The sequence below is a fragment of the Sphingomonas sp. BL2 genome, from assembly GCF_056680015.1.
In genome coordinates this window covers 2,351,804-2,378,022 of record NZ_CM155261.1, presented here as the reverse complement: position 1 = coordinate 2,378,022, position 26,219 = coordinate 2,351,804, and the positions used below count along the sequence as shown (strand labels likewise).

The window sequence follows — 26,219 nt, the reverse complement described above, 5'->3', positions numbered from 1 at the left end:
AGAAAAAGGGCCCGGCGGTGTCCCGCCGAGCCCTGCGTTCGTCACACCCTTAGCGGGAGTTAGTTGCGGCTGCTACCAAACAGACGCAGCACGAACATGAACATGTTGATGAAGTCGAGGTACAGGCTCAGCGCCGACATGATGACGACCTTACCGACCATGTCCGTGCCAGCGACCTGCGCGTACAGGCTCTTGGTACGCTGCGTGTCGTAGGCGGTTAGGCCCGCGAACAGCAGCACGCCGACGCCACTGATGACCAGCTGCATCACGCCCGACTGCAGGAACATGTTGATCAGGCTCGCGACCAGCAGGCCGACGACGCCGATGATCAGGAACGTCCCGAACGCCGACAGGTCGCGCTTGGTGGTGTAGCCGTACAGGCTGAGACCAGCGAAACCGGCTGCGGTGGCGAAGAACGCACCCGCGATCGACGTGCCGCTATAGACCAGGAAGATCGTCGACATCGACAGCCCCATCAGGACGGCAAAGCCCCAGAAGAGCATCTGCATCGTGCCGGTCGACATCTTGTTCTGGCCATAGCTCATGCCGAACACGATCGCGAGCGGCGAGAACATGATGACGTACTTCAGGATGCCACCGCTCATGAACACCTGTGCGGCAGGCGACTCTGCGCCGCCCCATGCGAACAGCATCGCGACGATGCCCGTCAGCAGGACAGCCGAGCCCATGTAGTTATACACGGACAGCATGTACGACCGGAGACCAGCGTCGTAGGCCTCGGTGCGCTGGCCCGTGGCCGTCGTTCCGAACGGCGCGGCGCGGGGCCGGGGGTCAGACCAATTAGCCATTGTGAAATCAGCTCCTTTGTCCGGCATGGTGCCGGTTACAGTGAATATCGTCCTTTACAGGACGCTTTTCAAGCAGAGTGGTTGCATCGGTACGGTGGTTCGCGGTTAACCTGCCGCAATCCATGATCCGCCTTTTCGTAGCCCTCCGCCCGCCACCCGCTATCCGTCAGAGCTTGCTCGACATAATGGAGGGCGTGCCGTCCGCCCGCTGGCAGGACGAGGAACAGCTGCACGTGACGCTGCGCTTCATCGGCGAGGTCGAACGGCCGGTCGCCGAGGACATCGCGGTCGCGCTGAGCCAAGTCGTCGCGCCGATCCCGAGCGTCTCGTTGACCGGAGTCAGCCGTTTCGAGAAGCGTGGGCGGACCGATACGCTCTGGGCCGGCGTGACGCCGCACGAGGCGCTCGCCGCGCTCCACCGTAAGGTCGACCAGGCATGCGTTCGCGCCGGCCTCCCGCCCGAACATCGCGCGTATCTTCCGCACATCACCGTCGCGCGGCTGGCGCGGTCGGCGGGCGTCGGGTTCGCGATCGAGGACTGGCTCGCCACCCACGCCGCGCTATCGAGCGCACCCTTCCCGCTACCCCATCTCGTACTGTACCAGAGCCATCTCGGCCGCGACGGCGCGACGTACGAACCCGTCGCTCGCTGGGCGCTCGATACCGAGGGTGGAACCTGAGCCACGGCGAAGGGTTCGCCAAGAGATCAACAGGGAGAGACACTATGCGGATTGCGACACTGGCACTGCTCGGCGCGGCAACGATCGGGCTGACCGCCTGCGAGAAGACTGGCATGGAGACCGGTGCCCCCGTATCCGGCGGGCAGCGCGCCACGGCAACGCTCCAGACCGCGACCGGCAGCGATGTCGGCCGCGCGACGGCGACCGAAGTGGCCGGCGGCCTCCGCTTCACGCTCGACGCCAAGGCAATGCCCCCCGGCACGCACGGCGCGCATATCCACATGGTCGGCCGCTGCGACGCCCCCGACTTCACGACCGCGGGCGGCCACTGGAACCCGACCGGCATGAAGCACGGCAGCATGAACCCGCAGGGCCCACACGAAGGCGACCTGCCCAACCTCGTCATCGGCACCGATGGCCGCGGCACGATCGGCATCACGATCCCAGGCGCGACGATGGCAGGCCTGATGGATGCGGACGGCTCGGCGTTCGTGGTGCATGCGGGTCCGGACGATCTGATGACCGACCCGGCCGGCAACAGTGGCGGGCGGATCGCCTGCGGGGTGTTCCAGGCGGGGTGAGTGCATGGCCCCTCCTATGCTTCCGGAGGGGCGCCTTTGCGTGTATAATTTCCGTTAGTGCTGAGTAGAGACCGAGTAGTCGCCGAAGGCGGCGTATAGAGGGCTCGTATCGAAGCACAGGTTCCGTACGCCAACCTGTCCTTCGATACGCCATCTCGATACGCTGCTGACGCAGCTACTCGACGGCTACTCAGGACGAACGGGAGAATTAAATGTCCTCGCCCGCGGCCCGCGCCCGAGCCTCCCGCGTAGCCTCGGCCCCCGGCGCAAGCCGGTACGCCGCCACCGCACAAACCAGCGTGATCGGCGTCACCACCAGCAACGATAACATCCCGATCGACAAGCTCCCGGTCAGCGTCGACACCCGCCCCGCCATATACGGCCCGAGCGCCAGCCCGATCAGCGTCGTCCCGATGAAGAACGTCGCCGTCGCCGTCCCCCGCATCCGCGGCAACACCATGTCCTGCGTGGTCGCCGCCGCCGCCCCCAGCGCGCACGACGCGGTCAACTGCGCGAGGAATATCCCGGTATAGAACGCGACCGGCGACGACGCGGTGAAAGCGAGGATCAGGAACGGCACCGGCACCACCGCGCCGAAGATCACCACCCACAACCGCCCCGCCGGATTGCGCTGCCGCAACCGATCCGACACCACGCCGCCGATCGTTAGCCCGAGGAACCCCGCGGTCGCGCCAAGGCTGCCGATCATGAACCCAGCCGACGCCGGCGTCGCGCCAAGCTCGCGCAACGCATACGGCGCCGCCCAGAAACTCGCCGCATAGCTGAGGAACGCGTTCAGCCCATACGCTACGACAGTGCACAGGAACGCCGGCGTCCCGACGATCAGCGCAAACGTCGGCGGATCACGCCGCTTGAGCGCGGACGCCCACGAGAACACCGCATACACGCCGATCCCAATTGCCACCCATTGCGGCCACGGCTCGCCCGCCGCCACCAGCCCCGACACAGCCGCGACCACCAGCGCTAGCGCAACAAGGTTGTACCCAAGCGCCCGCGCTCCACCCATCGCCGCACCGATCAACGTCAGCGGTGGCACGATCGTCACCAGTTCGGCCCCGAACGCGCGGAACGGCGCCGGATGCTTCTCCGGCTCGGGCAGCCCCTCGACGAGGCCACGGATCGGCTCCTTCAACGTCGCGATCCAAACGGCGAGCAACAGCCCCGGCACGCCGACCGCCATGAACGCCGCCTGCCAACCGACCAGCCCGAGCGGCCCGCCGCCCGGATAGGCCTTGTTCCAGCCCTGCACGATCAGCCCGCCGATGAACAACGAGCAGCCGCCGCCCACGTACAATCCAGCGGAATAGATCGACAAAGCCGTTGCCCGCAGCCGCTTCGGGAAATAGTCGGAGATAATCGAATATGCCGAAGGACTAGCCGTCGCCTCGCCGATCCCGACGCCGATCCGTGCCGCGGCAAGATGCCCGCCGGTCTTCGAAAAGCCCGATAGCGCGGTCATCACCGACCACAGCGACAACCCGATCGTCATCAGCCTGACGCGGTGCCAATTGTCCGCCAACCGCCCCAGCGGAATACCGAACAGCGAATAGAACACGCCGAACGCAGTGCCGTACAGGAACCCGAGATCCTGGTCCTTGAGCCCCAGGTCGCGCTTGATGTCCTCCGCCAGGATCGAAATGATTTGCCGGTCGACGAAGTTCAGGACGTAGACGAGGAACAGGATCGACAGCACGTACCAAGCGTAGCGCGATGCACCTTTCGCCGGCTCGCCCATAACGGTTTCGGCGTTTGCCATGATCCCTCCCCGATGTTTTTCGAGCTATGGGTATCAGAGGCGAGAAGAGAGAAACAGCGCTTTCGGCAGGCTCGGGTACGCCAGAGCGAGCGGCGAGCATCTACCTCAGTGCGACCCGATCCGACCCCGACGCAGCGCCCCCTGTTCCAGTCGCTGCAACAGCGTCTCGATCGTCGGCGGCACAGTCGGCTCGGCCTGCGCACGCAAAGGCCGGGCAATCGGCGTCGGCGCGCTGACCTCCTCCACCGGTTCGGACGTTTCGACGACCGGCGGCTCGACCGGCTTCGGCACGGGCGCGGTCACGAACGTGTCCGGCTCGGCGGTCGGCGACATTTCGATCACCGGCGCGACCATCGTTGGCTGCGCCAGCGGCGCGACCGGCCGGGCAGGCTCCATCGGCACGGGCCGCATCGCCTTCGGATCATAGGCGGCCAGCGGCAGGTCGAGATCGGCGGGAATAGCCCGCTCATCGCGCGCGGTTCCGTCGGCGGCGCCCGCAACGCCGACCTCCATCAAGGGCGTACCGAGATCAGCCGCCGACATCGGCTTGCGCGGCGGTGCGTCGGGATGTGCGTCGGCGCGGCGGATCACCGGTACGCCGTCTTCCCGTGGCCGCGCACCGGCAAACGCCCCACCCGGCCCGAACAATAGGTACAGCGACGACCACAGGATCGCCGCGACCAACGCCCCCGCCCCCAGCGCGAGGATCGCGCGCGCAGTGGCACCGAGCGGTGGCGCCGCCATCGGGATAAGCGCCGCTATACCCGTGTCCGACACGAGCGCCTCCAGCGCATCGCCCGACGACAGCATCACGCCCACCGCCGCGATCACGCCCCCGGCGATCGCACCGACGATCGGCGCCAGACGATTCAGATTGCCACGCTGCAAAGTCCGAAGAGCAAACTCTGCCATTAATTTTCCCGCACCGCGGCCGCGATCAGCCGTTCATAGACTGGAGCATAACGGCGAATGTTTGACGACCAGTTACGCTCTTCCTGCACGAAAGCACGCCCCCGCGCACGCCGCTCGTCCCACCCCGAGCGATCCGCGAACATCCCCGCCAGAGCATTCGCAATCGCCGGCGGACTGTCGGGCGGAAACAGCGTGCCGGTATCGCCATCGCGGATCAGTTCGCGGTGCCCGCCGACGTCCGACGCCGCGACCAGCCGCCCCTGCGCCATCGCCTCCAGCGGCTTCAGCGGCGTGACCAGATCGGTCAGCCGCATGCGCTTGCGTGGATAGGCAAGAATGTCGACCAGCCCGTAATAGCGCTCGACCTCCTGGTGCGGCACCCGCCCGACGAAGCGGATCGCATCCGCCACCGGCGAAGCTTCCGCCTGCGCGCGCAACGTCACCTCCATCGGCCCGCCGCCGACCATCAACAGCCGCGCCTTGGGCCGCAGCGCCACCAGCGCTGGCATCGCCGCGATCAGATCGTCGAGCCCTTCGTAATCGTAGAAGCTGCCGATGAACCCGACGACATCGGCACCGTCGAGCCCCAGCTTAGCCCCCAGCGCATCGTCACGCGGCGGCGCGTTGCCGAACAGATCGAGATCGACGCCGTTGGGCGACACCATGATCTTGTCCCCCGAGATTCCCCGCGCGATCAGATCGCCGCGCAGGCCCTCGCAGATCACGGCAACCGCATCCGCCCGCCGCACCGCCCACGTCTCCAGCGCCCGCGTCGCCCGATAGCGCAACGACGTCGCGGTGCCCGTCCCGTTGCCGACCGCCGCATCTTCCCAGAACGCGCGGATCTCATACACCAGAGGCAGCTTGCGTTTCCGCGCGACGATCAGCGCGGCAAGCGCATCGATCACCGGCGAATGCGCATGGAGAATGTCGGGCTTGAAGGCATCGACCGCCGCCTCGATCCGCTTGGCGAACGCCGCGATCCCGACGACCTCGCCGACCGGTCCCGGCTTCACGCCAGCATCCGTACGGTGGAAGGTCAGCCCGTCGACCGACTCAACCGAAGCAGGCGCGACACCGTGCCGCGGGCCGGTCACCGCAGCGACAGTCCAGCCGAGCGCCTCCTGCGCCTTGAGGATCGCCCGCGTGCGGAACGTGTAGCCACTTTGCAGCGGCAGGCCGTGATCGAGGATATGAAGGATACGCATCGTGCTATCCCCCTGCCACAGATCGCTTAACGGCGCGTCAACCGACTATACCTACAGACGATTCCGTGATGTCCGCATATTCGGAAAGGAGGCCGTACCCATGATCGACAATCTCGCGCTCGGCCTCAGCCACGGGTTGATGATGCTTGCCGCGTTCCTGTTGCTCAAACGTCCCGATCTCGATCGCGAGCCCAGCCCGCACGACAGTTCGGATACCAAGCGCAAGGCTAGCGAGAAACCCCGCCGCGATGCGTGATCTCGCGTTCATCGCGTTCCTGCTCGCGTTCTTCGGAATGGGGTTCAAGCGGCCGTTCCTTCTCGTGCTCGTCTATGTCTATATCGACATCGTATCGCCGCAGCGGCTGACCTACCTGCTACTCAATTCGGTACCGATCTCGCTGATCGCGGTCACGCTGGCGGTCGGCGGGTGGATCCTCGCCGACGACAAGCGCGACACGCGCGTCGGTGGGCGACAGGTGCTGATCGTGCTGCTGCTGCTCTATTGCTGGGGGACGACGATCGCCGCTGACTTTCCCGTCGAGGCCAAGGAGAAATGGGACTGGGTGTGGAAGGCGCTCGCCTTCGCCGCGTTCCTCCCCCTGACGCTGCGCACGCGCGTCCGGATCGAGGCGCTGCTGCTGTTCATGATCCTCGCCGCCTCGTCGATCATCGTCGTCGGCGGGATCAAGACGATCGCCAGCGGCGGCGGCGGTTACGGCCAGTTGAACCTGATGGTCGACAATAATTCAGGGCTCTACGAGGGCAGCACGATCAGCGCGGTGGCGATCGCGATCGTCCCGATCATCGTCTGGTTCATGCACCACGGCACGATCTTCAGGCCGGACTGGCGCGTGAAGGCCTATTGTCTGGCGCTCGTCTTCGCCTGCCTGCTGATCCCGGTCGGCACGTCGACGCGCACCGGGCTGCTCTGCATCGGCCTGCTCTCGCTGCTGTCGATCCGCAACGTGAAACGCAAGGTCGCGTATCTGGCGATGCTGGGCGTCCTCGGGCTGGCAGCGATCCCGTTCCTGCCCTCGACCTTCACCAACCGCATGAACACCATCAAGACCTATGACGCGGACGAATCCGCCTCGACGCGGCTCGCGGTGTGGAAGTGGACGATCGAATACGCAAAGGCGAACCCGTTCGGCGGGGGCTTCAACGCGTATCTGGGCAACCACATCCGCTACGATTTAAAGACCACGCCCGGCGCTGCCGAGGCCCCCAAGGTCGAGGTCGACAAGGCCCGCGCGTATCACAGCGCGTATTTCGAGATGCTCGGCGAGCAGGGCTATCCCGGTCTTGCGATATGGCTCGCGATCAACCTGATCGGCATCGTCCGCATGGAATTCATTCGCCGCCGCTACCGCGATCCGGACGGGGAATTCGCCTGGGCCGGACCGCTCGCCGCCGCGCTGCAAAGCGGACACATCGTCTACCTGCTCGGAGCAGGGTTCATCGCGATCGCGTTCCAGCCATTCATCTACATGCTGATCGGCGCGCAGATCGGTCTGGACACGTATCTCGCGCGCAAGCGGAGCGAGCAGTCGTTCCGGCCGATGCGCCGTGTGGCCCCTGCCGCCCAACCTGTAGCTAACGGCGTAACCTCCACGTGATCGACCGAGCGCCGGTCCACGAACTGCGCGCGCTCACCGGCGTTCGAGGAATCGCCGCGTGGTTCGTCGTCTTCTACCACATTCGCCTGTCGATCGCGGGGCTGCCCAGCGGCGTGCGCGACGTCTTCGCCAAAGGGTATCTGGCGGTCGACTTCTTCTTCCTGCTGTCCGGCTTCGTGATCTGGCTGACCTGGTCCGAGCGCATTCGTACCGGCGGCGCGGCAAGCATTCCGCGCTTCCTGCAAAAGCGTATCGCCCGTATCTGGCCTCTGCATCTTGTCACGTTAGGCGGCGCCGTCGCACTGGCGCTGCTGCTCCGCGCGACCGGCCGCAGCGACCCGCAGTTCGTGTTTCCGGAATTGCCGCTGCACGTCTTGCTGCTCCAGAACTGGGGCTTCACGCATCACCTCGCCTGGAACGACCCGGCCTGGTCGATCAGCGCGGAACTGGGCGCGTACCTGCTGTTTCCGTTGCTGGTTATGGCGGTGGACTGGCGGCGCTTGCCGAGCTGGGCATTGCTGGCGATTGCCGGCGGCATGCTGGTCGGCCTGCACCTGGCGATGGACGCGCCGACGCTCGGCACCGACATCCCGCGCTACGGCCTGCTTCGCTGCCTGATGGAGTTTACGACCGGCAGCATCGTCTGCGCGCTATGGCTGCGCTGGCGTAGCGCGTCACGAGCGCCGGTATGGGCGGCGCTCGTGGCTGTGCTTTTCACAGGCGGCTGGATCGCCGGCATGCTGGAAACGCTGGTCGTTCCGGCACTGTTCGCCGTGGTCCTGCTTTTGCTAGCATTGACCGCCGACAAGCCGGCCAATCCGTTCGAACTGAGATGGACACACTATCTCGGCGAGATCAGCTACGCGACCTATCTCAGCCACTTCATTCTCTGGAAGGCGTTCAAACTCGTCTTCGTCAGCGACGCGACCGCAGTCCCGCCAACCAGGATCGCGCTGTATCTCGGCCTGGTTCTGCTAGCCTCGATCGCCCTCTACCACCTGATAGAACGCCCCGCTCAACGCTGGCTCAACGGGCTCCCCTCCCGCTTGCGGGAGGGGTCGGGGGAGGGGCGTCCGTAACAGGTCGGTGCCCACTCCCCTCCCCTAGCCCCTCCCGCAAGCGGGAGGGGAACAGGTCAGTCGACTGGTTCGTCGGCCAGTTCTTCCTCCAGCGCGTCGATGATCGCCTTGTTGAACGCAGGGATATCGTCCGGCTTGCGGCTCGTGATCAAATTGCCATCGACCACGACCTCCTCGTCCACCACGTCCGCGCCCGCATTCTCCAGGTCCGTCCGGATCGACGGGAAGCTCGTCACGCGGCGACCATCGATCACGTCCGCCTCGGCCAGCAGCCACGGCGCATGGCAGATCGCGGCGATAATCTTGCCGTCCTCCATGAACTCGGTGATGATCTCGATCGCGCGCTCCTGCTGGCGCATCGTGTCGGGATTGGCGACGCCGCCCGGCAGCACCAGCGCGTCGTAATCGTCGGTATCGACCTCGTCGAGCGTCAAGTCGGGCGTCGCCGTCTCGGCCTTGTTGATGTCGCCCTTCATGCCCTGGATCGGGTCGGTCTTGATCGACGCGAGCGTCACTTTCGCCCCCGCCGCCTCCAGCGCTTTGCGCGGTTCGAACAGTTCGACGGTCTCGAAACCATCGGCAGCGAGCATCAATACGCGAGCTTGGGAAAGATCGGCCATGTCATGTCTCCAGTGAAATCCCGTGCCCCCTCAACCAAGCGCAGCCCGCCTCGTTCCGGAACGATGCGCCTTCCCGAACATTTGCAGAGATAGTCAGAATCAGACGCCCCCAAGGGACCACCGCATTGCCCACCAAGATCGTGTATTCCGACGACTCCAAGCCCGGCATCACCCGCAAGAAGATGCGGAACGGCTGGGGCTATTGGGATGCCAAGGGCGAACGCATCACCGACCGCGACGAGATCGACCGGCTGAACGCAGTCGGCCTACCCCCCGCCTACCGCGACGCCTGGTTCTGCCCAAAGCCCAACGGCCATATCCAGGCGGTCGGCTGGGACGAGAAGGGGCGCAAGCAATACCGCTATCACCTGGGTTTTCGCGAAGCACAGGAAGCCGCCAAGTACGAGCGCTGCGCCGATTTCGGCCACGCACTCCCCAAGATCCGCAAGGCGGTCGAGGCCGACCTCCGCAAGCGCTCGCTGACCCGCGAACGCGCAGTCGCAGCGGTCATCCGCCTGCTCGACGGCGGCCACATCCGTATCGGCAATGAGGCTTACGCAGAGGCAAACGAGAGCTTCGGCGCCACCACGCTCCGCAAGCGCCACGGCGAAGTGAAGGGCTCGACTCTGAAACTCCAGTACAAGGGCAAGTCCGGCAAGATGCGGACGCTCAGGATCACCGATCGGTCGCTCAGCAGCTTCGTCAAGAAATGCCAGGACCTCGACGAACAGCATCTGTTCGCATGGCTCGACGATGCCGGCGTCGCGCACCCAGTCACCTCGACCGACGTCAACTGCTACATCCGCGACGTCACCGGCACCGATTTCACCGCAAAGAACTTCCGCACCTGGGCTGCCAGCGTTGCCGCGTTCGAGGCGCTCGCGTCCGCCGAACGCGACCTCAGCCTCAAGACGATGCTCGAACCCGTAGTCGCCCGCCTGGGCAACACCCACGCGATCGCGCGGAAGAGTTATGTTCACCCGTCACTCATCGCGCTGGTGAAGACCGGTCAATCGACCTTCCGCAAGGCGCTCCGCCTTCCCCGCGCCAAGCGCTATCTCAGCCGCGAGGAATGTGGCCTGATCACCTTCCTCGAAGCCGGCACGCCTGCTGTTGCGACACTGGCCAAAGCGGCCTGACGAGTATTTCCATGACCAATACCACTGCCGCCGCCAAGCAACCGATCTTCGACGCGGGCGATGTCGGCGATCAGGCCCAAGGCTTCGTCACTGCCAGCGTCGCCTGGATTCAAGCCTATTGGCTCCAGATCCTGATCGCATTCGGAATCGGCGCGGTGATCGTCGTCGCGCTCCACACCGCGCGCCGTTTCGGCAGCAAACTCTGCGAACGTCCGCGCGCGCTCAACGGCTGGGGCATCGTCGTCGGCAAGGCGATCGCCCGCACCGGCAATTTCTTCATCGTCATGCTGGCCGCCAAGCTGGTCGCCGGCTATTCCGCCGCCCCCGGCGAAGTCGCGACGACGATCAACTTCCTCTTCACCGTCGCCGCGGTGTTTCAGGCGGCCGTCTGGGTCCGCGAGATCATCCTCGGCGCGATCGAGCACCGTACGCAGTCCGAACATTATTCGGGTGAAGCGTTGCTCTCCGCGATGGGCCTGATCCGCCTGCTCGTCACTTTCGTGGTCTTCGCGGTCGCACTGGTCGTCGTGCTCGACAATCTCGGCGTCAACGTCACCGGCCTCGTCGCGGGTCTGGGCGTCGGCGGCATCGCGATCGGCCTGGCGGCGCAGGGCATCTTCGCCGACCTGTTCGCCGCGCTCGCGATCATCTTCGACCGCCCGTTCCGCCGCGGCGACTCGATCAGCTACGACACCGCCTCGGGCAGCGTCGAGGCGATCGGCCTCAAATCGACACGCATCCGCGGCATCGATGGCGAGGAGCGCGTGATCTCGAACAAGAACCTCCTCAACAAGGAGATCCTCAACAACACGCAGCGCAACCATCGCCGCGCGAAGTTCCTCATCGGTGTCACCTATTCGACGCCCCCGGAGGTCTGCTCGCGCATCCCCGCGATGCTGAAGGAGATCGTCGAGGCCAACGACAAGATCTTCACCCGCGCAGGATTCACCGGCTTCGGCGCGTCGAGCCTCGATTTCGAGGTACAGTTCGACAGCAAGGGGCCCGATTATGCGAGCTTCTACGACGGTCGGACGGCGGTCGGAATCGCGATCCTGAAGCGCTTCAACGACGAGAAGATCGAAATCGCCTTCCCGACGCAGGTCAACATGATGGCCGCACCGGATGGCTCGGTCGTGATGCCGTATCCCGAAGGGCGACGGTCGGACGCGGAAGCAACGCTTGCCTGATTATCTACCCGGCCGCTCGAGGCCTTCCTTCGGCTTCGGAATGTACGCGCCGGTTAGGGCAGCCCTACCCTACCTTGTTCTCCCGCGAAGGCGGGAGCTCAGTCTGGGTCCCCGCCTTCGCGGGGAACATTTCCGGACTAGCATACTGCAAAGTTGCCGCTGTCAGACTACGCTCGGCGTGAGGAGCCTGCCGCCATACCCCGGCACCACCCCGGCGAAGGCCGGGGTCCAGTTGGTGAGGTCGCAGTAACGAAGCGCAACACCCGTCAGCAACGTCTCCCAGCTGGACCCCGGCCTCCGCCGGGGAGGTGCTCGATCGGTACGTTAGCTGACACGCTTCGGTGTCCCGCCGGTCCGCTTAAATCCCACCCTCATCCAACGACAACAACGTCGCGTTCCCCCCCGCACTCGTCGTATCCACCGAAATCGCCCGCTCCGCACAGAACCGATACAGATACCGCGGCCCCCCAGCCTTAGGCCCAGTCCCCGAAAGCCCCTCGCCCCCAAAAGGCTGAGACCCCACAACCGCCCCGATCATCGACCGGTTGATATACAAATTCCCCACCGCAGCCTCGGCCTCGATCACCTCGGCCGCCCGCGCGATACGGCTATGCAGGCCCATCGTCAGCCCATACCCCTTCGCGTTGACCCGAGCGATCGTCTCGCTCAGCTTCCCCGCCTCCCACGTCGCGACGTGCAGGATCGGCCCGAACCACTCCTGGTTGAGGTCCTCGATCGCCCCGATCCGCACCAGAGTCGGCGGCACGAACAGCCCATCAGCCGGCGCATCGAGCGTCTTGACGATCTTCGCCTTCACGCTCTCACGATACACCATCAGCCGGTCATACGCGGCCTGGTCGATCACCGGCCCGACATCGGTCGCGGGATCGCCCGAGCGCCCGATCCGCAGCGTCTCCATCGCCCCCGACAGCATCTCGATCACGCCGTCGGCGATATCCTCCTGCACCAGCAGCAGGCGCAATGCCGAGCAACGCTGCCCCGCCGACCGGAACGACGAGGCGATCACGTCCGCCACCACCTGCTCGGGCAGCGCGGTGGAATCGACGATCATCGCGTTGATCCCGCCGGTCTCCGCGATCAGCGGCACGATCGGCCGCGTCTCGTCGTCGAGCAACGACCGCGCGATCTTCCGCGACGTCGCGGTCGATCCGGTGAACGCGACACCCTGGATGCGCACGTCCACGGTCAGCGCGGCGCCGACCTCCGGCCCGCCGGTCACGAGCACCAGCGCATCGACCGGCACGCCAGCCTCGTGCGCCAGTTCCACCGCACGCGCCGCGATCCGCGGGGTCTGCGGCGCAGGCTTGGCGACCACGGTGTTGCCGGTGACGAGCGCCGCCACCGTCTGCCCGAGGAAGATCGCCAGCGGGAAGTTCCACGGCGCGATCGTCGCCCAGACACCGCGACCCTCGATATGCAGCGTGTTCCGCTCGCCCGTCGGCCCCGGCAGTTCGATCGGATGCAGGTTCAGCCGCGCCTGCTGCGCATAATAGCGACAGAAGTCCGCCGCTTCGCGCACCTCGCCGATCGCATCGCCAATCGTCTTGAACGCCTCCTGCACACAGATCGCCATGAGTTCGTCGCGATGCTTCTCGAGCAGGTCGGCGAGCCGTTCGAGGCAAGCCGCGCGCTCGTCGACCGGCGTAGTCGACCAACCGGGGAACGCCGCATGCGCACGTCCAACGGCAGCCGCAACCGCATCCCCCTCCCGCGAGCGGGAGGGGCTAGGGGTGGGCACGCGCTCACCACTGGCCGCAACGCTTGCGGCTGCCCGCTCATCACCAGCCGTAGCCGACGACGATAGCGCGAGCCCACCCCCGGCCCCTCCCGCATGCGGGAGGGGGGAATTAACGGCAGCAACCGTCGCCTCCAACGTCCCCACATCACTCAAATCCAACCCGGCGGAATTCCGGTGCCCCCCAGCCCCGAACAGATCCACCGGCAATGGAATGCTAGGATGCCGCTTCCCCCCCACCGCAGCGATCTTCGCCACAGGATCCGCCAAAATCTCAGCCTCGGTCAGCCGCTCATCCGCCAACTGGTGCACGAAGCTGGAGTTCGCCCCATTCTCCAGCAACCGCCGAACCAGATACGCGAGCAGGTCACGGTGCCCGCCAACCGGCGCATACACCCGGCAATGATAGCCGTTCTCCTGCACCAGCCGCTCGTACAGCCCGTCACCCATCCCGTGCAGCCGCTGGAACTCGAAGTCGCGCGAGTTGCCCGCCCACTCCATGATCGTCGCGACCGTCAGCGCGTTGTGGCTCGCGAACGCCGGCCGGATATTCTCGGCCGCCAGCATGTCCTTCGCCACCGCCAGATACGACACGTCGGTCGCCGCCTTGCGCGTGAACAGCGGGTAATCCGCCAGCCCCTCGACCTGCGTGCGCTTGATCTCGCTATCCCAATACGCGCCCTTCACCAGCCGCACGTTCATCACGCGGTCCAGCCCGTTCGCCCATTCGATCACCGGCCGCGCGCGCTTGCCATAGGCCTGCACCGCCATGCCGAACCCGTCCCAGCCCTTCAGCGAAGGAAGCCCCGCGACCGTGCCGATGATGTCGAGGCTCATTTCGAGCCGCTCGGATTCCTCCGCGTCGACGGTCAGCGCGATGCCCTTCGACGCCGCCTGCACCGCCAGTGCCTCCAGCATCTCGGTCAGCGCGGGGACGCACTCGCTCCACCGCGCCACCTCGTACCGCGGGTGCAACGCCGACAGCTTGACCGAGATCGAGTGCCCCGCCGCCGGATCGCGCCCGACCGCATCGACCGCGCCGACATACGCCTGGAAGTATCGCTGCGCATCGGCATGCGTCCGCGCCGCCTCGCCGAGCATGTCGAAGCTCGCCGTAAAGCCCTTGTTCTCAGGTCGCCGCATCCGCTTCATCGCCTCGTCGATGGTGCGGCCCATCACGAAGATCTCTCCCATCATCTTCATCGCTGCGCCGACCGCCTGGCGCACGAACGGCTCGCCCGCGCGGCTGATCAGGCGCCGCAGCGGTCCGGTCGATCCCTCGCCGACCAGCACGCGGCCGACCACCAGCCCCCAGGTCGCCGAATTGACGAGCTTCGAATTCGACTTGCCCGCATGCGCGCGCCAGTCGGCATCGCCCAGCTTGTCCGCGATCAGCAGATCCGCGGTCTCGGGATCCGGCACGCGCAGGAACGCCTCCGCCAGCGACAGCAACGCGACGCCTTCCGACGAATTCAGCCGATATTCCTGGAGGAACTGGTTCACCCAACCCTTGCTCTGCGCCGCGCGCAGGTCCGCGAGCAGGCCCAGCGCGTGCCCCATCACCCGCTCGCGCGAGTCCGAATCGAGCGCGGCGCGGTCCAGCAACGGTTTTAGAACATCGGGTTCGCTCGCGCGGTACAGCTTTGCCATGATATCGCGGGCATTGGACGTTACGGCAGTCGACATTTTCCAGCTTCCGGTTGGGTGAGGCTTGCGATCCGCTTGCCTGTACGCCTAGAGACATTTCAGCGCTTAGCGCCAAATGAGCTTTGAGGGGAATGCCGTGGCGACGATCACCACCGCGCAGATGCAGCAGCGCATCGGCACCGAGACGGTCTCCGACTGGGTCGAGGTCACGCAAGAGATGATCGACAAGTTCGCCGACGCGACCGGCGACCACCAGTTCATCCACATCGATCCGGTCCGTGCCGCGCAGACCCCGTTCGGCGGGACGATCGCGCACGGTTTCCTGACGCTCTCGCTGATGCCTTTGCTGTCGTCGAAGGTCCCCGAGGCGCCAACGATCAAGGGAGCAAAGATGGGCGTGAATTACGGCGGCAATTCGGTCCGCTTCCTCACGCCGGTCCGCTCGGGCTCGAAGGTGCGCGGCCGCTTCAAGCTGCTCTCGTTCGACGAGAAACGCCCCGGCCAGTGGCAGCAGACCAACGCGTTTTCCGTCGAGATCGAGGGCCAGGAAAAGCCCGCCCTGATCGCCGAATGGATCAGCCAGGTCTTCGTTTGATTCTGCTCCCCCGCCCGCTTGCGGGAGGGGGCCGGGGGGGGGTGGGCTGCCGCTCTCCACAACCGTTTCGCCCGCATTGGCCGGGCGCCCACCCCAAACCCCTCCCGCACGCGGGAGGGGCGTGAAGAAGAGGAATACCCATGCGTTCAGCCGTCATCGTCTCCACCGCCCGCACCCCCATCGGCCGCGCCTATCGCGGCGGCTTCAACAACACCCCCGCCCCGACTTTGGCGTCGCATTCGATCAAGGCCGCGGTCGAACGTGCCGGCATCGACGGCGCCGAAGTTGACGATGTCGTCTTCGGCTGCGCCCTCCAGCAAGGCCACCAAGCCGGCAACATCGCCCGCACGTCGCTGCTGCGCGCCGGCCTCCCCGTCACCGTCTCGGGCATGTCGGTCGACCGCCAGTGCGCCTCCGGCCTGATGGCGATCGCCACCGCGGCCAAGCAGATCATCACCGACAACATGGACATCACGATCGGCGGCGGCGTCGAGAGCATCAGCCTCGTCCAGACCCCGCAGATGCGCGTCGCGCCCGATCCCCAGCTGATCGCGATGCACAAGGACGTCTACATGCCGATGCTGCAGACCGCCGAGGTCGTCGCCAAGCGCTACGGCATCAGCCGCGACGCGATGGACGCCTATGCGCTTCAGTCGCAGCAGCGCACCGCCGCCGCGCAGGCCGCCGGCTATTTCGATGCCGAGATCGTGCCGGTCGATGCCAACATGGCCATCGTCAACAAGGAGACGAAGGAAGTCACGTACAAGGACGTGACGATCACCAAGGACGAGGGCAACCGCGCCGACACCACGCTCGAAGGTCTCCAGTCGCTGAAGCCGGTGATGGGTCCCGACTTCACGATCACCGCTGGCAACGCGTCGCAGTTGTCGGACGGATCGTCGTCGTCGGTGCTGATGGAAGAGAAGATCGCCTCGCAGCGCGGTCTCCAGCCGCTCGGTCGCTATGTCGGCATAGCGGTCGGCGGCACCGAGCCCGACGAGATGGGTATCGGGCCTGTGGTGGCGATCCCCAAGCTGCTCAAGCGCTTCGGCCTGAAGATGGACGATATCGGCCTGTGGGAACTGAACGAGGCGTTCGCGGTGCAGGTGCTCTATTGCCGCGATAACCTCGGCATCCCCGACGAGCTGCTCAACGTCAGCGGCGGCGCGATCTCGATCGGCCACCCCTACGGCATGACCGGCGCCCGCGCGACCGGCCACGCGCTGATCGAGGGCAAACGTCGCGGCGCGAAGTACGTCGTCGTCACGATGTGCGTCGGCGGCGGCATGGGCGCAGCCGGGTTGTTCGAAGTACTGTGACCTTGAAATCTACGCTGGTGTAGCGCATGTACTGTACCGGCGTTGCATACACCGCCTTTCTTGTCTGAGCCTCGGTCGTGCTAGCGGCCGGGGCTCAATACGTTTGGGACTCGACTGCTAGATCGAGCCCCTCCCGTGCACCTAGCCTTTGCGTGACACTTCGATGATCTTCACGACTAATGTCGCGAAGGCGAAGAGCATGCCGAGGATGATGCACAGATCGGCAAGTTGCATACACCTTACCTTTCTTGTTCGGCAGCAGAACTACTGCCATCGCTATCATGGCGCCCTCCACACGCTTTCACCAAGCGGCATCGCGTAACGGTACGCGCAACCAACCTCCGCCCCGCCCGTTCTCAGTGGCAATCCAAGCCAATAGGAGAATGACGATGGCCGACAAGGATACCCCGCAGGAAGTCGCAGCGAAGTTCATCGAGAAGCTGAAGGCCAGCCCGTTCGTGATGATCGGCTTGCATGACGGCCAGCATTCCGAGCCGATGACCGCGCAGATCGACGACGATCAGCCCAACACGCTGTTCTTCTTCGCCGGCCGCGACAACCGCATCGCCAAGGGCGGCGCGGCGATGGCGCAGTTCGTCGGCAAGGGCCATGACTTCTTTGCATGCATGGCGGGCGACGTCTCGACGTCGAACGACCGCACGCAGATCGACAAGCTTTGGAACAACCAGGTCGAGGCATGGTTTCCGGGCGGCAAGGAAGACCCGAACCTGACGCTGCTGCGCTTCGACATCGACAGCGCCGAGCTTTGGGAAACCGATATCTCGGTCGGCGGCCGCCTGAAGATGCTGTTCGGCGGCACGATCCGCTCGGACGAGTCGAGCAGCCACGCGGTGGTGAACTCGATCGCCTGAACCAAATATGGGCGGCCCGCAAAAGGCCGCCCATTTCTCTTACCCGTTCGCGGTGATGAACTCTTCCACCACGGGCGCGATTTTGTCCCGCCAACGCGAGCCGTTGAAGATGCCGTAGTGACCGGCCCCCTCCGCCATCAGATAGCGCTTCTTCTCGTCGGGTAGCACAGTCGCCAGCGTCAGTGCCGCCTTGGTCTGCCCCAACCCCGAAATATCATCGCGCTCACCCTCGACCGCGAGCAACCCAATGTCGGTGATCGCCGCCGGATCGACCAGCCGGCCGCGATGCGTCATGATACCACGCGGCAGCGCATGGTTCTGGAACACGACGTCGATCGTCTGGAGATAGAATTCCGCGGTCATGTCGCAGACCGAGCGGTATTCCTCGTAGAAATCCTGGCTCTGCGACGCGCTTTCGCCGTCGCCCTGAACGAGATGCTTATACATCTCCCAGTGCGAGACCATATGGTTGCCCAAATTCATCGACATGAACCCGGCAAGCTGGAGGAAGCCGGGATACACCTTCCGCCCCGCACCCGGATAATTGCCCGGCACGGTCGCGATGACGTTATGCTCGAACCACGCATGCGGCCGCTCGGTCGCCAGCGTGTTCACCGCGGTCGGCGCCTCGCGCGTATCGACGGGACCACCCATCATCGTCAGCGTCTTGGGACGGCACGGGTTCTTGTCCGCACTCATCAGTGCGACGGCGGCGTAACAGGGAACCGAGGGCTGGCAGACGGCGAGCATGTGCGTGCCCCCCTGACCCTCGTTTGCGCCGATCGTCTCCAGATATTCGATCAGATAATCGATGTAGTCGTCGAGATCGAACCGCCCCGCCGATAGAGGCACGCTGCGCGCGTCGCGCCAGTCGGTGATGTAGACGTCGGCGAACGGCAGCATCCGCTCGACCGTCCCGCGCAGCAAGGTCGCGTAATGCCCCGACATCGGCGCGACGATCAGCAGCTTCGGACCGCCCTCCACACCCTCGCGCACGAACCGCTTCAGCTGCCCGAAGTCCTTCCGCAGCACGATCTCCTCGCGCACCGCGACCTCCCGGCCGTCGACCGTCGTCGTGTCGAGCCCGAACGCCGGCTTGCCACGAGTGGCATTCGCGTGTGCGAACACTTCGAGCGCCGATGCGACCACCGTGCCGCCGCCCAAATAGGCGAACGGGTTTGCCGGATTGTTGAGCATATCCGCGCCGAAGCTGGCCATCTTGCTGGCACCGGCCATTATCGAACGCTGGAATTCATAGGCATCGTAGAGCATGCGGTATCCTCTCGCCTCATCGGGCTTTGCACGGTGGTAACGCAATTTTGCCGCAGTGCAACGCGCGATCGACCGTCGCTCCCTCTCGCGCGACCGGATCACCGCTCTCGGCGACGCCCGGTTCTCGTTGAGCGCCACCCCCGCCACTGCTAGGCACCGCGCATGGCCAAGCCGATACCCGAAGAGAAGACGTCCCGCCGGATCGGCGATCTTGCGATGGTATGGCGTCACGCCTCCCAATATCCTCGCCAGATCGCGTTCGCGGGGCTCGCGCTGATGATGACCTCGGCCGCGACGATCGGCATCCCATACGGATTCAAGCGCGTGATCGACCGCGGCTTCGGCCCCGGTGCAGGCGGGTCGGTCGCCAACTCGTTCCACTATTTGCTGATGATCGTCGTGGTGCTCGCGCTCGCGACCGCGGTGCGCTTCTATTACGTCTCGTGGCTAGGCGAGCGCGTCGTCGCGGACATCCGCACCAACGTGCAGCTCCACCTCCTCCGCCTGACGCCGCGCTTCTTCGAGGAGAACCGCCCGTCCGAAATCGCCTCGCGGCTCACGTCGGATACTGCGCTGATCGAACAGGTCGTCGGCAGCACGGTGTCGATAGCCCTGCGCAACACCTTCACCGGGATCGGCGGGCTGATCTACCTGTTCGCGATCTCGCCGAAGCTCGCGGGCATGCTGATGATCGGGATCCCGCTGATCATCCTGCCGATCGCGCTGCTCGGCAAACGCGTCCGCAACTACTCCCGCACCTCGCAGGACCGCGTCGCCGACGTCGGCTCCATCGCTACCGAGACGCTCGGCGCGATGAAGGTCGTGCAGGCATTCGGGCAAGAAGGCCGCGAGGCGATCCGCTTCGGAGACGCGGTCGCCGCGACGTTTGCTGCGGCTCGCGCGCGGATCATGCTGCGTGCGGTCATGACCGCGATCGTCATAGGGCTCGTGTTCGGGTCGATCACGCTGGTCCTGTGGGAAGGCGCGATCGACGTCGCGGCGGGGCGGATCAGCGGCGGCGCGATCGCCGCGTTCGTGCTGACCGGAGGGATCGTCGCAGGCGCATTCGGCGCGCTCACCGAAGTCTATGGCGACCTGTTGCGCGGCGCCGGTGCGGCCGGACGCCTGTCAGAGTTGCTACGCGAAAGGCCCGAGATCGCCGCGCCCGCCAACCCGGTCGCCCTGCCCCAACCGCCACGCGGCGCGATCGCGTTCGAGGGCGTGCAGTTTCACTACCCGACACGCCGCGACGTCGCCGCGCTCAACGGCTTCTCGCTCGACGTGAAGCCGGGCGAGACGGTCGCCGTCGTCGGCCCCTCAGGCGCGGGCAAGACGACGCTCTTCCAGTTGGTCCAGCGCTTCTACGACCCCGACGCCGGCCGCGTGACGCTCGACGGGATCGACCTGCGCGATGCCGATCCGGCGGAGGTCCGCGCGCGGATCGCGATGGTGCCGCAGGAGACGATCATCTTCGGTGCCTCGGCCCGCGACAACCTCCGCTACGGCGACTGGTCCGCAACCGACGACCAGCTCTGGGCCGCCGCCGAAGCCGCCAACGCCGACGAATTCCTGCGCAAGCTGCCCGAAGGCCTCGACACCTTCCTCGGCGAAGGCGGCGCGCGGCTGTCGGGCGGCCAGCGCCAGCGCGTCACGATCGCCCGCGCGCTGCTTCGCGATGCGCCGATCCTGCTGCTCGACGAGGCTACCAGTGCGCTCGATGCCGAAAGCGAGCGGCTCGTGCAGGAGGCGCTCGAGCGGCTGATGACGAACCGCACCACGCTGGTCATCGCGCACCGCCTAGCGACCGTACGCGCGGCCGAGCGGATCATCGTGATGAGCGACGGGCAGATCGTCGAGGAAGGCTCACACGGGTCGTTGATGACCAACAGCGGGCTCTACGCGCGGCTCGCCAGCCTGCAGTTCAACGAGGCCGCCTAGACCTTCTTGGGCTTGGGTTTCTTCGGTTTCGGCATCGGCAATTCGGCGGTCGAGATGCGGACGAGTTCGGCGAGCCACTTCGCATCGTCCCAGCGATCCGCATCGACCAACAGGCACGGTTTCGCGCCCGGATAAGGCGGCGCCTCGTCGATCGCCCCTGCGAACGCGCGGCCGCCCGGTGTCGGTTTGACGAAGAGCTGCTCGTCACAGATCAGCGCGACCATCTTGCCGTCGCAATAGAAGCCGTATTCGCCGAACATCGGCTTTGCCGAGACCTCCCCCGCCGCGGCGAGCTGGTCGACGATGAACGCGACGGTCTTGCGATCGGATGCCATCGGGCGATCCTCGCAGATCGGCGCGGCCTTGGCGAGCCACGCCGACGATGGCGTTTCACTTGCGATGCCATGCCCCCGCGCGCAAACTCGGCAAAAGAGGAGATGGATATGCGCGACTTCGACATCGTCATCTACGGCGCGACCGGGTTCACCGGCCGGCTCGTGGCGGAGTATCTCGTCCAGACCTATCCCAGCGGCGTTCGGTGGGCGATGGCGGGGCGCTCGCTGTCGAAACTGCAGGAGGTCCGCGACCTGATCGGAGCGCCTGCCGACACCGCGCTGATCACCGCCGACTCCGACGACCCCGCCAGCCTGCGCACGTTGGCCGAACGCGCTACCGTCGTCATCTCAACCGTCGGACCGTACCAGCTCTACGGCTCCGCACTCGTCGCCGCCTGCACCGCGACCGGCACCGGGTATGTCGACCTGTGCGGCGAGCCCGCCTGGATGCGCCACATGATCGACGCGCATGAGGGCGAGGCGACGCGGACGGGCGCGCGGATCGTCTTCTCGTGTGGGTTCGACAGCATTCCGTTCGATCTCGGCGTGCTGACATTGCAAGAGGCGGCAAAGGCCAAATACGGCGCCCCCGCTCCCCGCGTGAAAGGTCGCGTGCGAAAAATGCAGGGGACGTTCTCCGGCGGCACTGCGGCCAGCCTCAAGGCGACGCTCGCCGCCGCCGCGCGCGATCCCGGCATCGTCAAGCTGCTGACCAGCCCGTTCGCGCTAACTCCCGGCTTCCGGGGACCGCACCAGCCGACCGGCCTGATCCCCGAATACGATACGACCCTCTCGGCCTGGGTCGCGCCGTTCGTGATGGCGCCGATCAACACCAAGAACGTCCACCGCACCAATTTCCTGCTCGGCGAGGCGTATGGCGCGGACTTCGTCTACGACGAGATGATGGTCGCGGGGCTGGGCGATCTCGGCAAGGTCGCGGCCGAGGCGATCGCCAAGTTCAATCCGTTCTCGGGCGACAAGGGGCCGAAACCCGGCGAAGGCCCGTCGAAGGAAGAGCGCGATGCCGGCCATTACGACCTGTTGTTCGCCGGCATCATGCCGGATGGCGAGCGGATCGACACGGTCGTCACCGGCGACCGCGATCCGGGCTATGGCTCGACCAGCAAGATGATCGCCGAGGCGGCGCTGTGCCTCGTCCAGGACGTGGAGGGCGATGGCGGGATCTGGACGCCGGGTGCGCTGATGGGGGCGAAGTTGCGCGATCGGCTGGTGGCGAAGGCGGGGCTGACCTTCACGGTCGGGTGATCAACCGCGGAAGAACCGCGGGGCGATCCAGGCGATCAGCACCGACACGATGATGGCGATCGGCACGGCGAGACGTCGGCGTCGCTCGATCGCGGCTCAATGCGATGCGAGATCGAAATAGAAGCGACCTGGCACGGTTTCGCGGACGATGCCGTTGGCGCGTAGCCGATCGAACGTCGCCTGCTCCGGAGCGTCACGAGGTTGGAACGCGATCGCATCGTCGGGTCCGATCGCGTGTCGTACCAGAAGCAGTGCCGGGACGACTCCGCGAATCCGATGCGGACGCAACGCCATCGGCATGCCGGATGGGCTTGGCCTTTCCGGCGAAAGCTTATTCGGCAAGCGTGAAGACCGTCGCCGCCGCCGCAACGCTTGCAGCGACGCCCGATACCCCGACGATCGCTGCGGCTCGAAGTCGCACCGAAGCGCGAAATGCGCCGAGCTTTCGCGCATCGAGATGATAGCGCCCGGCTCCGTCGTCGACAATCGCGCCATAGACTCGAAGTTGGCGGAATATCCGCGCGTCCTTCGCGACATAGCCGATCGCACGATCAGCCGACGTGGCCCGTGCCGCGACGAAATCCTTGACGATCCGTCGTCGCGATCGGCCTAGAATAAGTCCCCGCATACTCTTCCCCCCGCGCCGATCTCGCATAGCGCGAGGGGTTTGCGCAATTCCTAACGCCGCTTGCCCTGATGGCGGATGTTCGTTGGGCGACCACGCCGCTTGATCTCGCGCACCGGCTTGCGTCCGCCACGCAGAGGCTGGGCCGCGCCCTTCCCCTCGGGCATCTCGAAGCGTAGCGCGCCCGACACCGGGTTCGCCTCCGCCAGCCGCAACTCCAGCGTCTGACCCTGCGCGAAGACGTCGCCGCTATGCTCCCCGGTCAGCGTCCGCGCGCCCTCGTCGAAGCGGAAATATTCGCCGCCCAGATCGCGCACCGGCATCAGGCCGTCGCCGCCGATCCCCTCGACCGTCGCGAAGAAGCCGAAATTGGTGACGCCGGTGATCCGCACGTCCATCACCTGGCCGACGCGCTCCGACAGGAACGCCGCGACGTAGCGGTCGGTCGTGTCGCGCTCGGCCTCCATCGCGCGGCGTTCGAGCCGGCTGATGATCTCGCCGACCGACTCCATGTTGGCCGCGTCGTCCGCCGGCAACCCGCCCTCGCCAAGCCCGTAAGCCGAGACCAGCGAACGGTGGACGAGCAGATCGGCATAGCGCCGGATCGGCGATGTAAAATGCGCATAGCTGCCGAGGCTGAGGCCGAAATGCCCGTGATTGCCGGGCGCGTAATAAGCCTGGGTCTGGGTACGCAGGATCTGCTCCATGACCTGAGGCCGGAAATCCGCATCGCCGATCCGCTCGATAATGTGGTTGAACGTGGACGGACGGACGACCTGCCCGAGCGCGAACGGCACGTCGAACGTCTCGAGATATTCCTTCAACGCCGCCAACTTCTCGCGACTCGGCGGCTCGTGGATGCGATACATGACCGGCGCCTTCTTCGCCTCGAGCGCCTTGGCGGCCGCGACGTTTGCGGCGATCATGTAATCCTCGATCAGCCGGTGCGCATCGAGGCGTTCACGCGGGGAGACCGACATAATGCGGCCCTGCTCGTCGAGCACGACCCGGCGTTCGGGAAGGTCGAGATCGAGCGGCGCCCGGGCATCCCGTGCCTTGGCAAGCGCGTGCCAGCAGGCCCACAGCGGATGTAGCACGCTCAGCATGTCTCCCCTCCCGTCTACGGGAGAGGTCGGGGGAGGAGTTCCCTGACTTGCGACCGGGTCGAGCGCGGCACCGCCATCCCCCGACCCCTCCCGCAAGGCGGGAGGGGAGGAGGCGTCGATGATCGCCTGCGCCTCCTCATACGCCAGGTTCGCCGCGATCCGCACCACCGCGCGCGTGAAGCGCCACGACTTCAGCGAGCCATCCTTGCCGATCCGCAAATGACACGCGAGCGCGGCACGGTCGGCACCCTCCTTCAGCGAACACACCTCCGCGGAGAGGATCTCCGGCAGCATCGGCACCACGCGGTCGGGAAAATACACCGAGTTCCCGCGCCGCCGAGCCTCGCGATCGACCTCGGATTTCGGTCGCACGTAGAAGCTGACGTCCGCGATCGCGACGATCGCCTTCCAGCCGCCGGCATTCGCGGGATCGTCGTCCGCTTCCGCCCAGACGGCGTCGTCGTGATCGCGCGCATCTTCTGGGTCGATCGCGACGATCGGCAGGTCGCGCAGATCTTCACGCCCCTCCCCCAACGGCAGCTTCGAGACCCGCTCCGCTTCGTCGAGCGCCTCCTGCGAGAAAACGTCGGGAATGCCGAGCTTATGGATCGCGATCAGCGAGAAGCTGCGTGCCGCGAACGGATCACCCAACTTCTGCACCACACGGGCGGCAATCTTGGGCGGTTTCCCCGCGAGTTCCGCCAACACCAGATCGCCCGGCGCCGCGCCACCTGCGTCTGCAACCGCGAACTCACGCCGCTCACGCTTGTCGACACCCGTCAGCCAGAGGCGTCCGGCCTCTTCGCGCAACACGCCGAGCACCTGCTCGGATGCCGGCGCAAGCACCTTCATCGGATGCGCGATCCAGCCGTTCCCAGCCTCCTCGGTACGCGCAAGAATTCGCTCACCGACCCCAAGCGCACCACGCTTGCGTTCGCGCACACGCAGCCGCGGCGGGGGAACACCTTCCGCCTCCCATCGCTCGGGAACCGCCCAGACGTTGCCGCCGTCGTCGACATCGGCGATCCGCAGCACCGTCACCTTCGGGATGCCACCCATCTTGTGGAACGCGCGACCGGGGGCGCTGTCGATCAGCCCCTCGTCGGCCATGTCCTTCAACAGCGCTTTCAGCCCGATCTTGTCCTGCGCGCTGAGCCCGAAGCCCTTGGCGATCTCGCGCTTGCCCGCGGGCACATCGGAAGAGGCGATAAAGTCGAGGATCTGCTCGCGCGTCGGAAGACCGGCTTTTGGTTTGTACATCGCGCAGAGATAAGCACACCGATGCGTTCCGTCACCCCGCAACCGCTCCGCCAGTTCGCTCGACCGTACTGACCGCCAGAACGACGATCGTTTTCGCCCGACTGGCCGTTTGTAGCCGGTCCGGTACGCTGGCCTGTGCAGCGGCCACTGCCACCAGAACGCCATTGTTTGAGAAATCGGTATGTTTTACGCTTTAGCGCTTGCAACCGGCCCGGATGGGCATAGTCTGCTCAAAACGATTAGGAGAGAGATCATGGCAATGTCCCTGAAGCTCGAGGCGGATCCCGAGGACAAGAACCTCGTCATCCTCCAGAGCCTCATCTGCCTTCTGCGCGAGAAGAACATTCTGTCGCGCGCGGATATCGAGGAGTTATGCGACAAGGTCCAGGCGCGGGTAGCGAACCACGACAGCGATCCATTGCCCTGCCAGATGGAAGGTGCACGCGCCGCGGCAACCGAAGTTGCCCAGATCGGCGATTATATCGGCCGTAAATACGGTGGGAAACATCGTCGCTCGCTGTGACCTCGTGAAGCGGTCAGCGATGATAGTCCGACGGGCAGGCCGGCACCGACTGTTGCTAGCGGACCTTGCCGATCGCCGGATCAGATAGCGTCACGAC

24 protein-coding genes are annotated in these 26,219 nt (G+C 65.7%); 13 read left to right on the top strand and 11 right to left on the bottom strand.

All coding sequences use genetic code 11. The annotated features are described in order from the left end of the window. Positions 1 to 59: 59 nt before the first annotated feature. Positions 60 to 809, bottom strand: a complete 750-nt coding sequence (locus tag AC1ME3_RS11085; RefSeq protein WP_056052897.1) for a Bax inhibitor-1/YccA family protein — start codon at positions 807 to 809, stop codon at positions 60 to 62. Between the two features lie 122 nt (positions 810 to 931). Between AC1ME3_RS11085 and thpR the strand changes: the two genes are divergently transcribed. Both thpR and AC1ME3_RS11075 read left to right on the top strand, forming a co-directional pair. Continuing rightward, positions 932 to 1,489: an RNA 2',3'-cyclic phosphodiesterase gene (thpR, locus tag AC1ME3_RS11080; protein ID WP_480953183.1), complete on the top strand. Its 558-nt coding sequence runs from the start codon at positions 932 to 934 to the stop codon at positions 1,487 to 1,489. A gap of 44 nt (positions 1,490 to 1,533) precedes the next feature. Then, the gene (locus tag AC1ME3_RS11075) at positions 1,534 to 2,070 is read left to right on the top strand and encodes a superoxide dismutase family protein (RefSeq protein ID WP_480953182.1); all 537 of its coding nucleotides are present in this window, start codon (positions 1,534 to 1,536) and stop codon (positions 2,068 to 2,070) included. A gap of 208 nt (positions 2,071 to 2,278) precedes the next feature. On the opposite strand, the gene AC1ME3_RS11070 is transcribed toward AC1ME3_RS11075, so the two are convergent. From AC1ME3_RS11070 to AC1ME3_RS11060, 3 genes are all read right to left on the bottom strand, one after another. Then, the gene (locus AC1ME3_RS11070) at positions 2,279 to 3,847 is read right to left on the bottom strand and encodes a spinster family MFS transporter (RefSeq protein ID WP_480953181.1); all 1,569 of its coding nucleotides are present in this window, start codon (positions 3,845 to 3,847) and stop codon (positions 2,279 to 2,281) included. A gap of 105 nt (positions 3,848 to 3,952) precedes the next feature. Beyond that, positions 3,953 to 4,759 (bottom strand): hypothetical protein, encoded by an 807-nt coding sequence (locus AC1ME3_RS11065; protein WP_480953180.1) that lies wholly within the window; start codon positions 4,757 to 4,759, stop codon positions 3,953 to 3,955. After that, positions 4,759 to 5,967 carry a TIGR04063 family PEP-CTERM/XrtA system glycosyltransferase gene (locus AC1ME3_RS11060; RefSeq protein ID WP_480953179.1) on the bottom strand — a complete coding sequence of 403 codons (1,209 nt, stop codon included), beginning with the start codon at positions 5,965 to 5,967 and terminating at the stop codon, positions 4,759 to 4,761. The genes AC1ME3_RS11065 and AC1ME3_RS11060 overlap by 1 nt, the downstream gene beginning before the upstream one ends. Before the next feature lie 100 nt (positions 5,968 to 6,067). Here AC1ME3_RS11060 and AC1ME3_RS11055 point away from each other — a divergent pair, with 100 nt between their 5' ends. The 3 genes from AC1ME3_RS11055 to AC1ME3_RS11045 are packed head-to-tail and all read left to right on the top strand — an operon-like array spanning position 6,068 to position 8,662. Further along, positions 6,068 to 6,223 (top strand): hypothetical protein, encoded by a 156-nt coding sequence (locus tag AC1ME3_RS11055; protein WP_480953178.1) that lies wholly within the window; start codon positions 6,068 to 6,070, stop codon positions 6,221 to 6,223. Next, positions 6,216 to 7,583: a putative O-glycosylation ligase, exosortase A system-associated gene (locus tag AC1ME3_RS11050; protein WP_480953177.1), complete on the top strand. Its 1,368-nt coding sequence runs from the start codon at positions 6,216 to 6,218 to the stop codon at positions 7,581 to 7,583. The genes AC1ME3_RS11055 and AC1ME3_RS11050 overlap by 8 nt, the downstream gene beginning before the upstream one ends. Then, the gene (locus AC1ME3_RS11045) at positions 7,580 to 8,662 is read left to right on the top strand and encodes an acyltransferase family protein (protein ID WP_480953176.1); all 1,083 of its coding nucleotides are present in this window, start codon (positions 7,580 to 7,582) and stop codon (positions 8,660 to 8,662) included. Before AC1ME3_RS11050 ends, AC1ME3_RS11045 begins: the two co-directional genes overlap by 4 nt. Before the next feature lie 56 nt (positions 8,663 to 8,718). Here the strand turns inward: AC1ME3_RS11045 and AC1ME3_RS11040 are convergent, their stop codons facing one another. Next, positions 8,719 to 9,282, bottom strand: a complete 564-nt coding sequence (locus AC1ME3_RS11040; protein WP_120301195.1) for a type 1 glutamine amidotransferase domain-containing protein — start codon at positions 9,280 to 9,282, stop codon at positions 8,719 to 8,721. A 182-nt stretch (positions 9,283 to 9,464) separates the two neighbouring features. On the opposite strand from AC1ME3_RS11040, the gene AC1ME3_RS11035 reads away from it, so the two are divergent. Together AC1ME3_RS11035 and AC1ME3_RS11030 are read left to right on the top strand one after the other, a co-directional pair. Further along, the gene (locus AC1ME3_RS11035) at positions 9,465 to 10,421 is read left to right on the top strand and encodes a DNA topoisomerase IB (protein WP_480955814.1); all 957 of its coding nucleotides are present in this window, start codon (positions 9,465 to 9,467) and stop codon (positions 10,419 to 10,421) included. A gap of 11 nt (positions 10,422 to 10,432) precedes the next feature. Beyond that, positions 10,433 to 11,608, top strand: coding sequence for a mechanosensitive ion channel family protein (locus AC1ME3_RS11030; protein ID WP_480953175.1), 1,176 nt, complete (start codon positions 10,433 to 10,435; stop codon positions 11,606 to 11,608). A 358-nt stretch (positions 11,609 to 11,966) separates the two neighbouring features. On the opposite strand, the gene putA is transcribed toward AC1ME3_RS11030, so the two are convergent. Beyond that, entirely contained in the window at positions 11,967 to 15,014 is a 3,048-nt protein-coding gene (gene putA, locus AC1ME3_RS11025) for a bifunctional proline dehydrogenase/L-glutamate gamma-semialdehyde dehydrogenase PutA (protein WP_480955813.1), read from the bottom strand. A 112-nt stretch (positions 15,015 to 15,126) separates the two neighbouring features. Between putA and AC1ME3_RS11020 the strand changes: the two genes are divergently transcribed. The 3 genes from AC1ME3_RS11020 to AC1ME3_RS11010 all read left to right on the top strand — a co-directional run bounded on the left by AC1ME3_RS11020 (position 15,127) and on the right by AC1ME3_RS11010 (position 17,797). Beyond that, on the top strand, positions 15,127 to 15,606 hold the full coding sequence (locus AC1ME3_RS11020; RefSeq protein ID WP_480953174.1) for a MaoC family dehydratase: 480 nt from the start codon (positions 15,127 to 15,129) through the stop codon (positions 15,604 to 15,606). Positions 15,607 to 15,746: 140 nt separating this feature from the next. Continuing rightward, positions 15,747 to 16,925: an acetyl-CoA C-acyltransferase gene (locus tag AC1ME3_RS11015; RefSeq protein ID WP_480953173.1), complete on the top strand. Its 1,179-nt coding sequence runs from the start codon at positions 15,747 to 15,749 to the stop codon at positions 16,923 to 16,925. 389 nt (positions 16,926 to 17,314) lie between these two features. Beyond that, the gene (locus AC1ME3_RS11010; RefSeq protein ID WP_480953172.1) at positions 17,315 to 17,797 is read left to right on the top strand and encodes a pyridoxamine 5'-phosphate oxidase family protein; all 483 of its coding nucleotides are present in this window, start codon (positions 17,315 to 17,317) and stop codon (positions 17,795 to 17,797) included. A 39-nt stretch (positions 17,798 to 17,836) separates the two neighbouring features. Here the strand turns inward: AC1ME3_RS11010 and AC1ME3_RS11005 are convergent, their stop codons facing one another. Continuing rightward, the gene (locus tag AC1ME3_RS11005) at positions 17,837 to 19,069 is read right to left on the bottom strand and encodes a polyhydroxyalkanoate depolymerase (protein WP_480953171.1); all 1,233 of its coding nucleotides are present in this window, start codon (positions 19,067 to 19,069) and stop codon (positions 17,837 to 17,839) included. A gap of 162 nt (positions 19,070 to 19,231) precedes the next feature. Here AC1ME3_RS11005 and AC1ME3_RS11000 point away from each other — a divergent pair, with 162 nt between their 5' ends. Continuing rightward, complete coding sequence (locus AC1ME3_RS11000) at positions 19,232 to 21,007, top strand: ABC transporter transmembrane domain-containing protein (protein ID WP_480953170.1); 1,776 nt, start codon at positions 19,232 to 19,234, stop codon at positions 21,005 to 21,007. On the opposite strand, the gene AC1ME3_RS10995 is transcribed toward AC1ME3_RS11000, so the two are convergent. Then, on the bottom strand, positions 21,004 to 21,342 hold the full coding sequence (locus tag AC1ME3_RS10995; protein ID WP_480953169.1) for a TfoX/Sxy family protein: 339 nt from the start codon (positions 21,340 to 21,342) through the stop codon (positions 21,004 to 21,006). The two genes, AC1ME3_RS11000 and AC1ME3_RS10995, sit on opposite strands and share 4 nt — an antisense overlap. A gap of 108 nt (positions 21,343 to 21,450) precedes the next feature. On the opposite strand from AC1ME3_RS10995, the gene AC1ME3_RS10990 reads away from it, so the two are divergent. Then, a complete protein-coding gene (locus AC1ME3_RS10990; RefSeq protein ID WP_480953168.1) occupies positions 21,451 to 22,608 on the top strand; it encodes a saccharopine dehydrogenase family protein in 1,158 nt (385 codons plus the stop codon). Positions 22,609 to 22,704: 96 nt separating this feature from the next. Here AC1ME3_RS10990 and AC1ME3_RS10985 read toward each other — a convergent pair whose 3' ends face one another. The 3 genes from AC1ME3_RS10985 to AC1ME3_RS10975 are packed head-to-tail and all read right to left on the bottom strand — an operon-like array spanning position 22,705 to position 25,599. Continuing rightward, positions 22,705 to 22,902: a hypothetical protein gene (locus tag AC1ME3_RS10985; RefSeq protein ID WP_480953167.1), complete on the bottom strand. Its 198-nt coding sequence runs from the start codon at positions 22,900 to 22,902 to the stop codon at positions 22,705 to 22,707. Positions 22,903 to 22,939: 37 nt separating this feature from the next. Continuing rightward, positions 22,940 to 23,236 carry a hypothetical protein gene (locus tag AC1ME3_RS10980; RefSeq protein WP_480953166.1) on the bottom strand — a complete coding sequence of 99 codons (297 nt, stop codon included), beginning with the start codon at positions 23,234 to 23,236 and terminating at the stop codon, positions 22,940 to 22,942. A 50-nt stretch (positions 23,237 to 23,286) separates the two neighbouring features. Further along, complete coding sequence (locus AC1ME3_RS10975; protein ID WP_480953165.1) at positions 23,287 to 25,599, bottom strand: ribonuclease R family protein; 2,313 nt, start codon at positions 25,597 to 25,599, stop codon at positions 23,287 to 23,289. Between the two features lie 253 nt (positions 25,600 to 25,852). Here AC1ME3_RS10975 and AC1ME3_RS10970 point away from each other — a divergent pair, with 253 nt between their 5' ends. After that, positions 25,853 to 26,122, top strand: coding sequence for a hypothetical protein (locus AC1ME3_RS10970; protein WP_480953164.1), 270 nt, complete (start codon positions 25,853 to 25,855; stop codon positions 26,120 to 26,122). Positions 26,123 to 26,219 lie beyond the last annotated feature (97 nt).

Coding starts and splice junctions, on each gene's coding strand:
- AC1ME3_RS11085 (WP_056052897.1), bottom strand. CDS start 809: ATGGCTAATTGGTCTGACCCCCGGCCCCGCGCCGCGCCGTTCGGAACG.
- thpR (WP_480953183.1), top strand. CDS start 932: ATGATCCGCCTTTTCGTAGCCCTCCGCCCGCCACCCGCTATCCGTCAG.
- AC1ME3_RS11075 (WP_480953182.1), top strand. CDS start 1,534: ATGCGGATTGCGACACTGGCACTGCTCGGCGCGGCAACGATCGGGCTG.
- AC1ME3_RS11070 (WP_480953181.1), bottom strand. CDS start 3,847: ATGGCAAACGCCGAAACCGTTATGGGCGAGCCGGCGAAAGGTGCATCG.
- AC1ME3_RS11065 (WP_480953180.1), bottom strand. CDS start 4,759: ATGGCAGAGTTTGCTCTTCGGACTTTGCAGCGTGGCAATCTGAATCGT.
- AC1ME3_RS11060 (WP_480953179.1), bottom strand. CDS start 5,967: ATGCGTATCCTTCATATCCTCGATCACGGCCTGCCGCTGCAAAGTGGC.
- AC1ME3_RS11055 (WP_480953178.1), top strand. CDS start 6,068: ATGATCGACAATCTCGCGCTCGGCCTCAGCCACGGGTTGATGATGCTT.
- AC1ME3_RS11050 (WP_480953177.1), top strand. CDS start 6,216: ATGCGTGATCTCGCGTTCATCGCGTTCCTGCTCGCGTTCTTCGGAATG.
- AC1ME3_RS11040 (WP_120301195.1), bottom strand. CDS start 9,282: ATGGCCGATCTTTCCCAAGCTCGCGTATTGATGCTCGCTGCCGATGGT.
- AC1ME3_RS11035 (WP_480955814.1), top strand. CDS start 9,465: ATGCGGAACGGCTGGGGCTATTGGGATGCCAAGGGCGAACGCATCACC.
- AC1ME3_RS11030 (WP_480953175.1), top strand. CDS start 10,433: ATGACCAATACCACTGCCGCCGCCAAGCAACCGATCTTCGACGCGGGC.
- putA (WP_480955813.1), bottom strand. CDS start 15,014: ATGGCAAAGCTGTACCGCGCGAGCGAACCCGATGTTCTAAAACCGTTG.
- AC1ME3_RS11020 (WP_480953174.1), top strand. CDS start 15,127: ATGAGCTTTGAGGGGAATGCCGTGGCGACGATCACCACCGCGCAGATG.
- AC1ME3_RS11015 (WP_480953173.1), top strand. CDS start 15,747: ATGCGTTCAGCCGTCATCGTCTCCACCGCCCGCACCCCCATCGGCCGC.
- AC1ME3_RS11010 (WP_480953172.1), top strand. CDS start 17,315: ATGGCCGACAAGGATACCCCGCAGGAAGTCGCAGCGAAGTTCATCGAG.
- AC1ME3_RS11005 (WP_480953171.1), bottom strand. CDS start 19,069: ATGCTCTACGATGCCTATGAATTCCAGCGTTCGATAATGGCCGGTGCC.
- AC1ME3_RS11000 (WP_480953170.1), top strand. CDS start 19,232: ATGGCCAAGCCGATACCCGAAGAGAAGACGTCCCGCCGGATCGGCGAT.
- AC1ME3_RS10995 (WP_480953169.1), bottom strand. CDS start 21,342: ATGGCATCCGATCGCAAGACCGTCGCGTTCATCGTCGACCAGCTCGCC.
- AC1ME3_RS10990 (WP_480953168.1), top strand. CDS start 21,451: ATGCGCGACTTCGACATCGTCATCTACGGCGCGACCGGGTTCACCGGC.
- AC1ME3_RS10985 (WP_480953167.1), bottom strand. CDS start 22,902: ATGGCGTTGCGTCCGCATCGGATTCGCGGAGTCGTCCCGGCACTGCTT.
- AC1ME3_RS10980 (WP_480953166.1), bottom strand. CDS start 23,236: ATGCGGGGACTTATTCTAGGCCGATCGCGACGACGGATCGTCAAGGAT.
- AC1ME3_RS10975 (WP_480953165.1), bottom strand. CDS start 25,599: ATGTACAAACCAAAAGCCGGTCTTCCGACGCGCGAGCAGATCCTCGAC.
- AC1ME3_RS10970 (WP_480953164.1), top strand. CDS start 25,853: ATGGCAATGTCCCTGAAGCTCGAGGCGGATCCCGAGGACAAGAACCTC.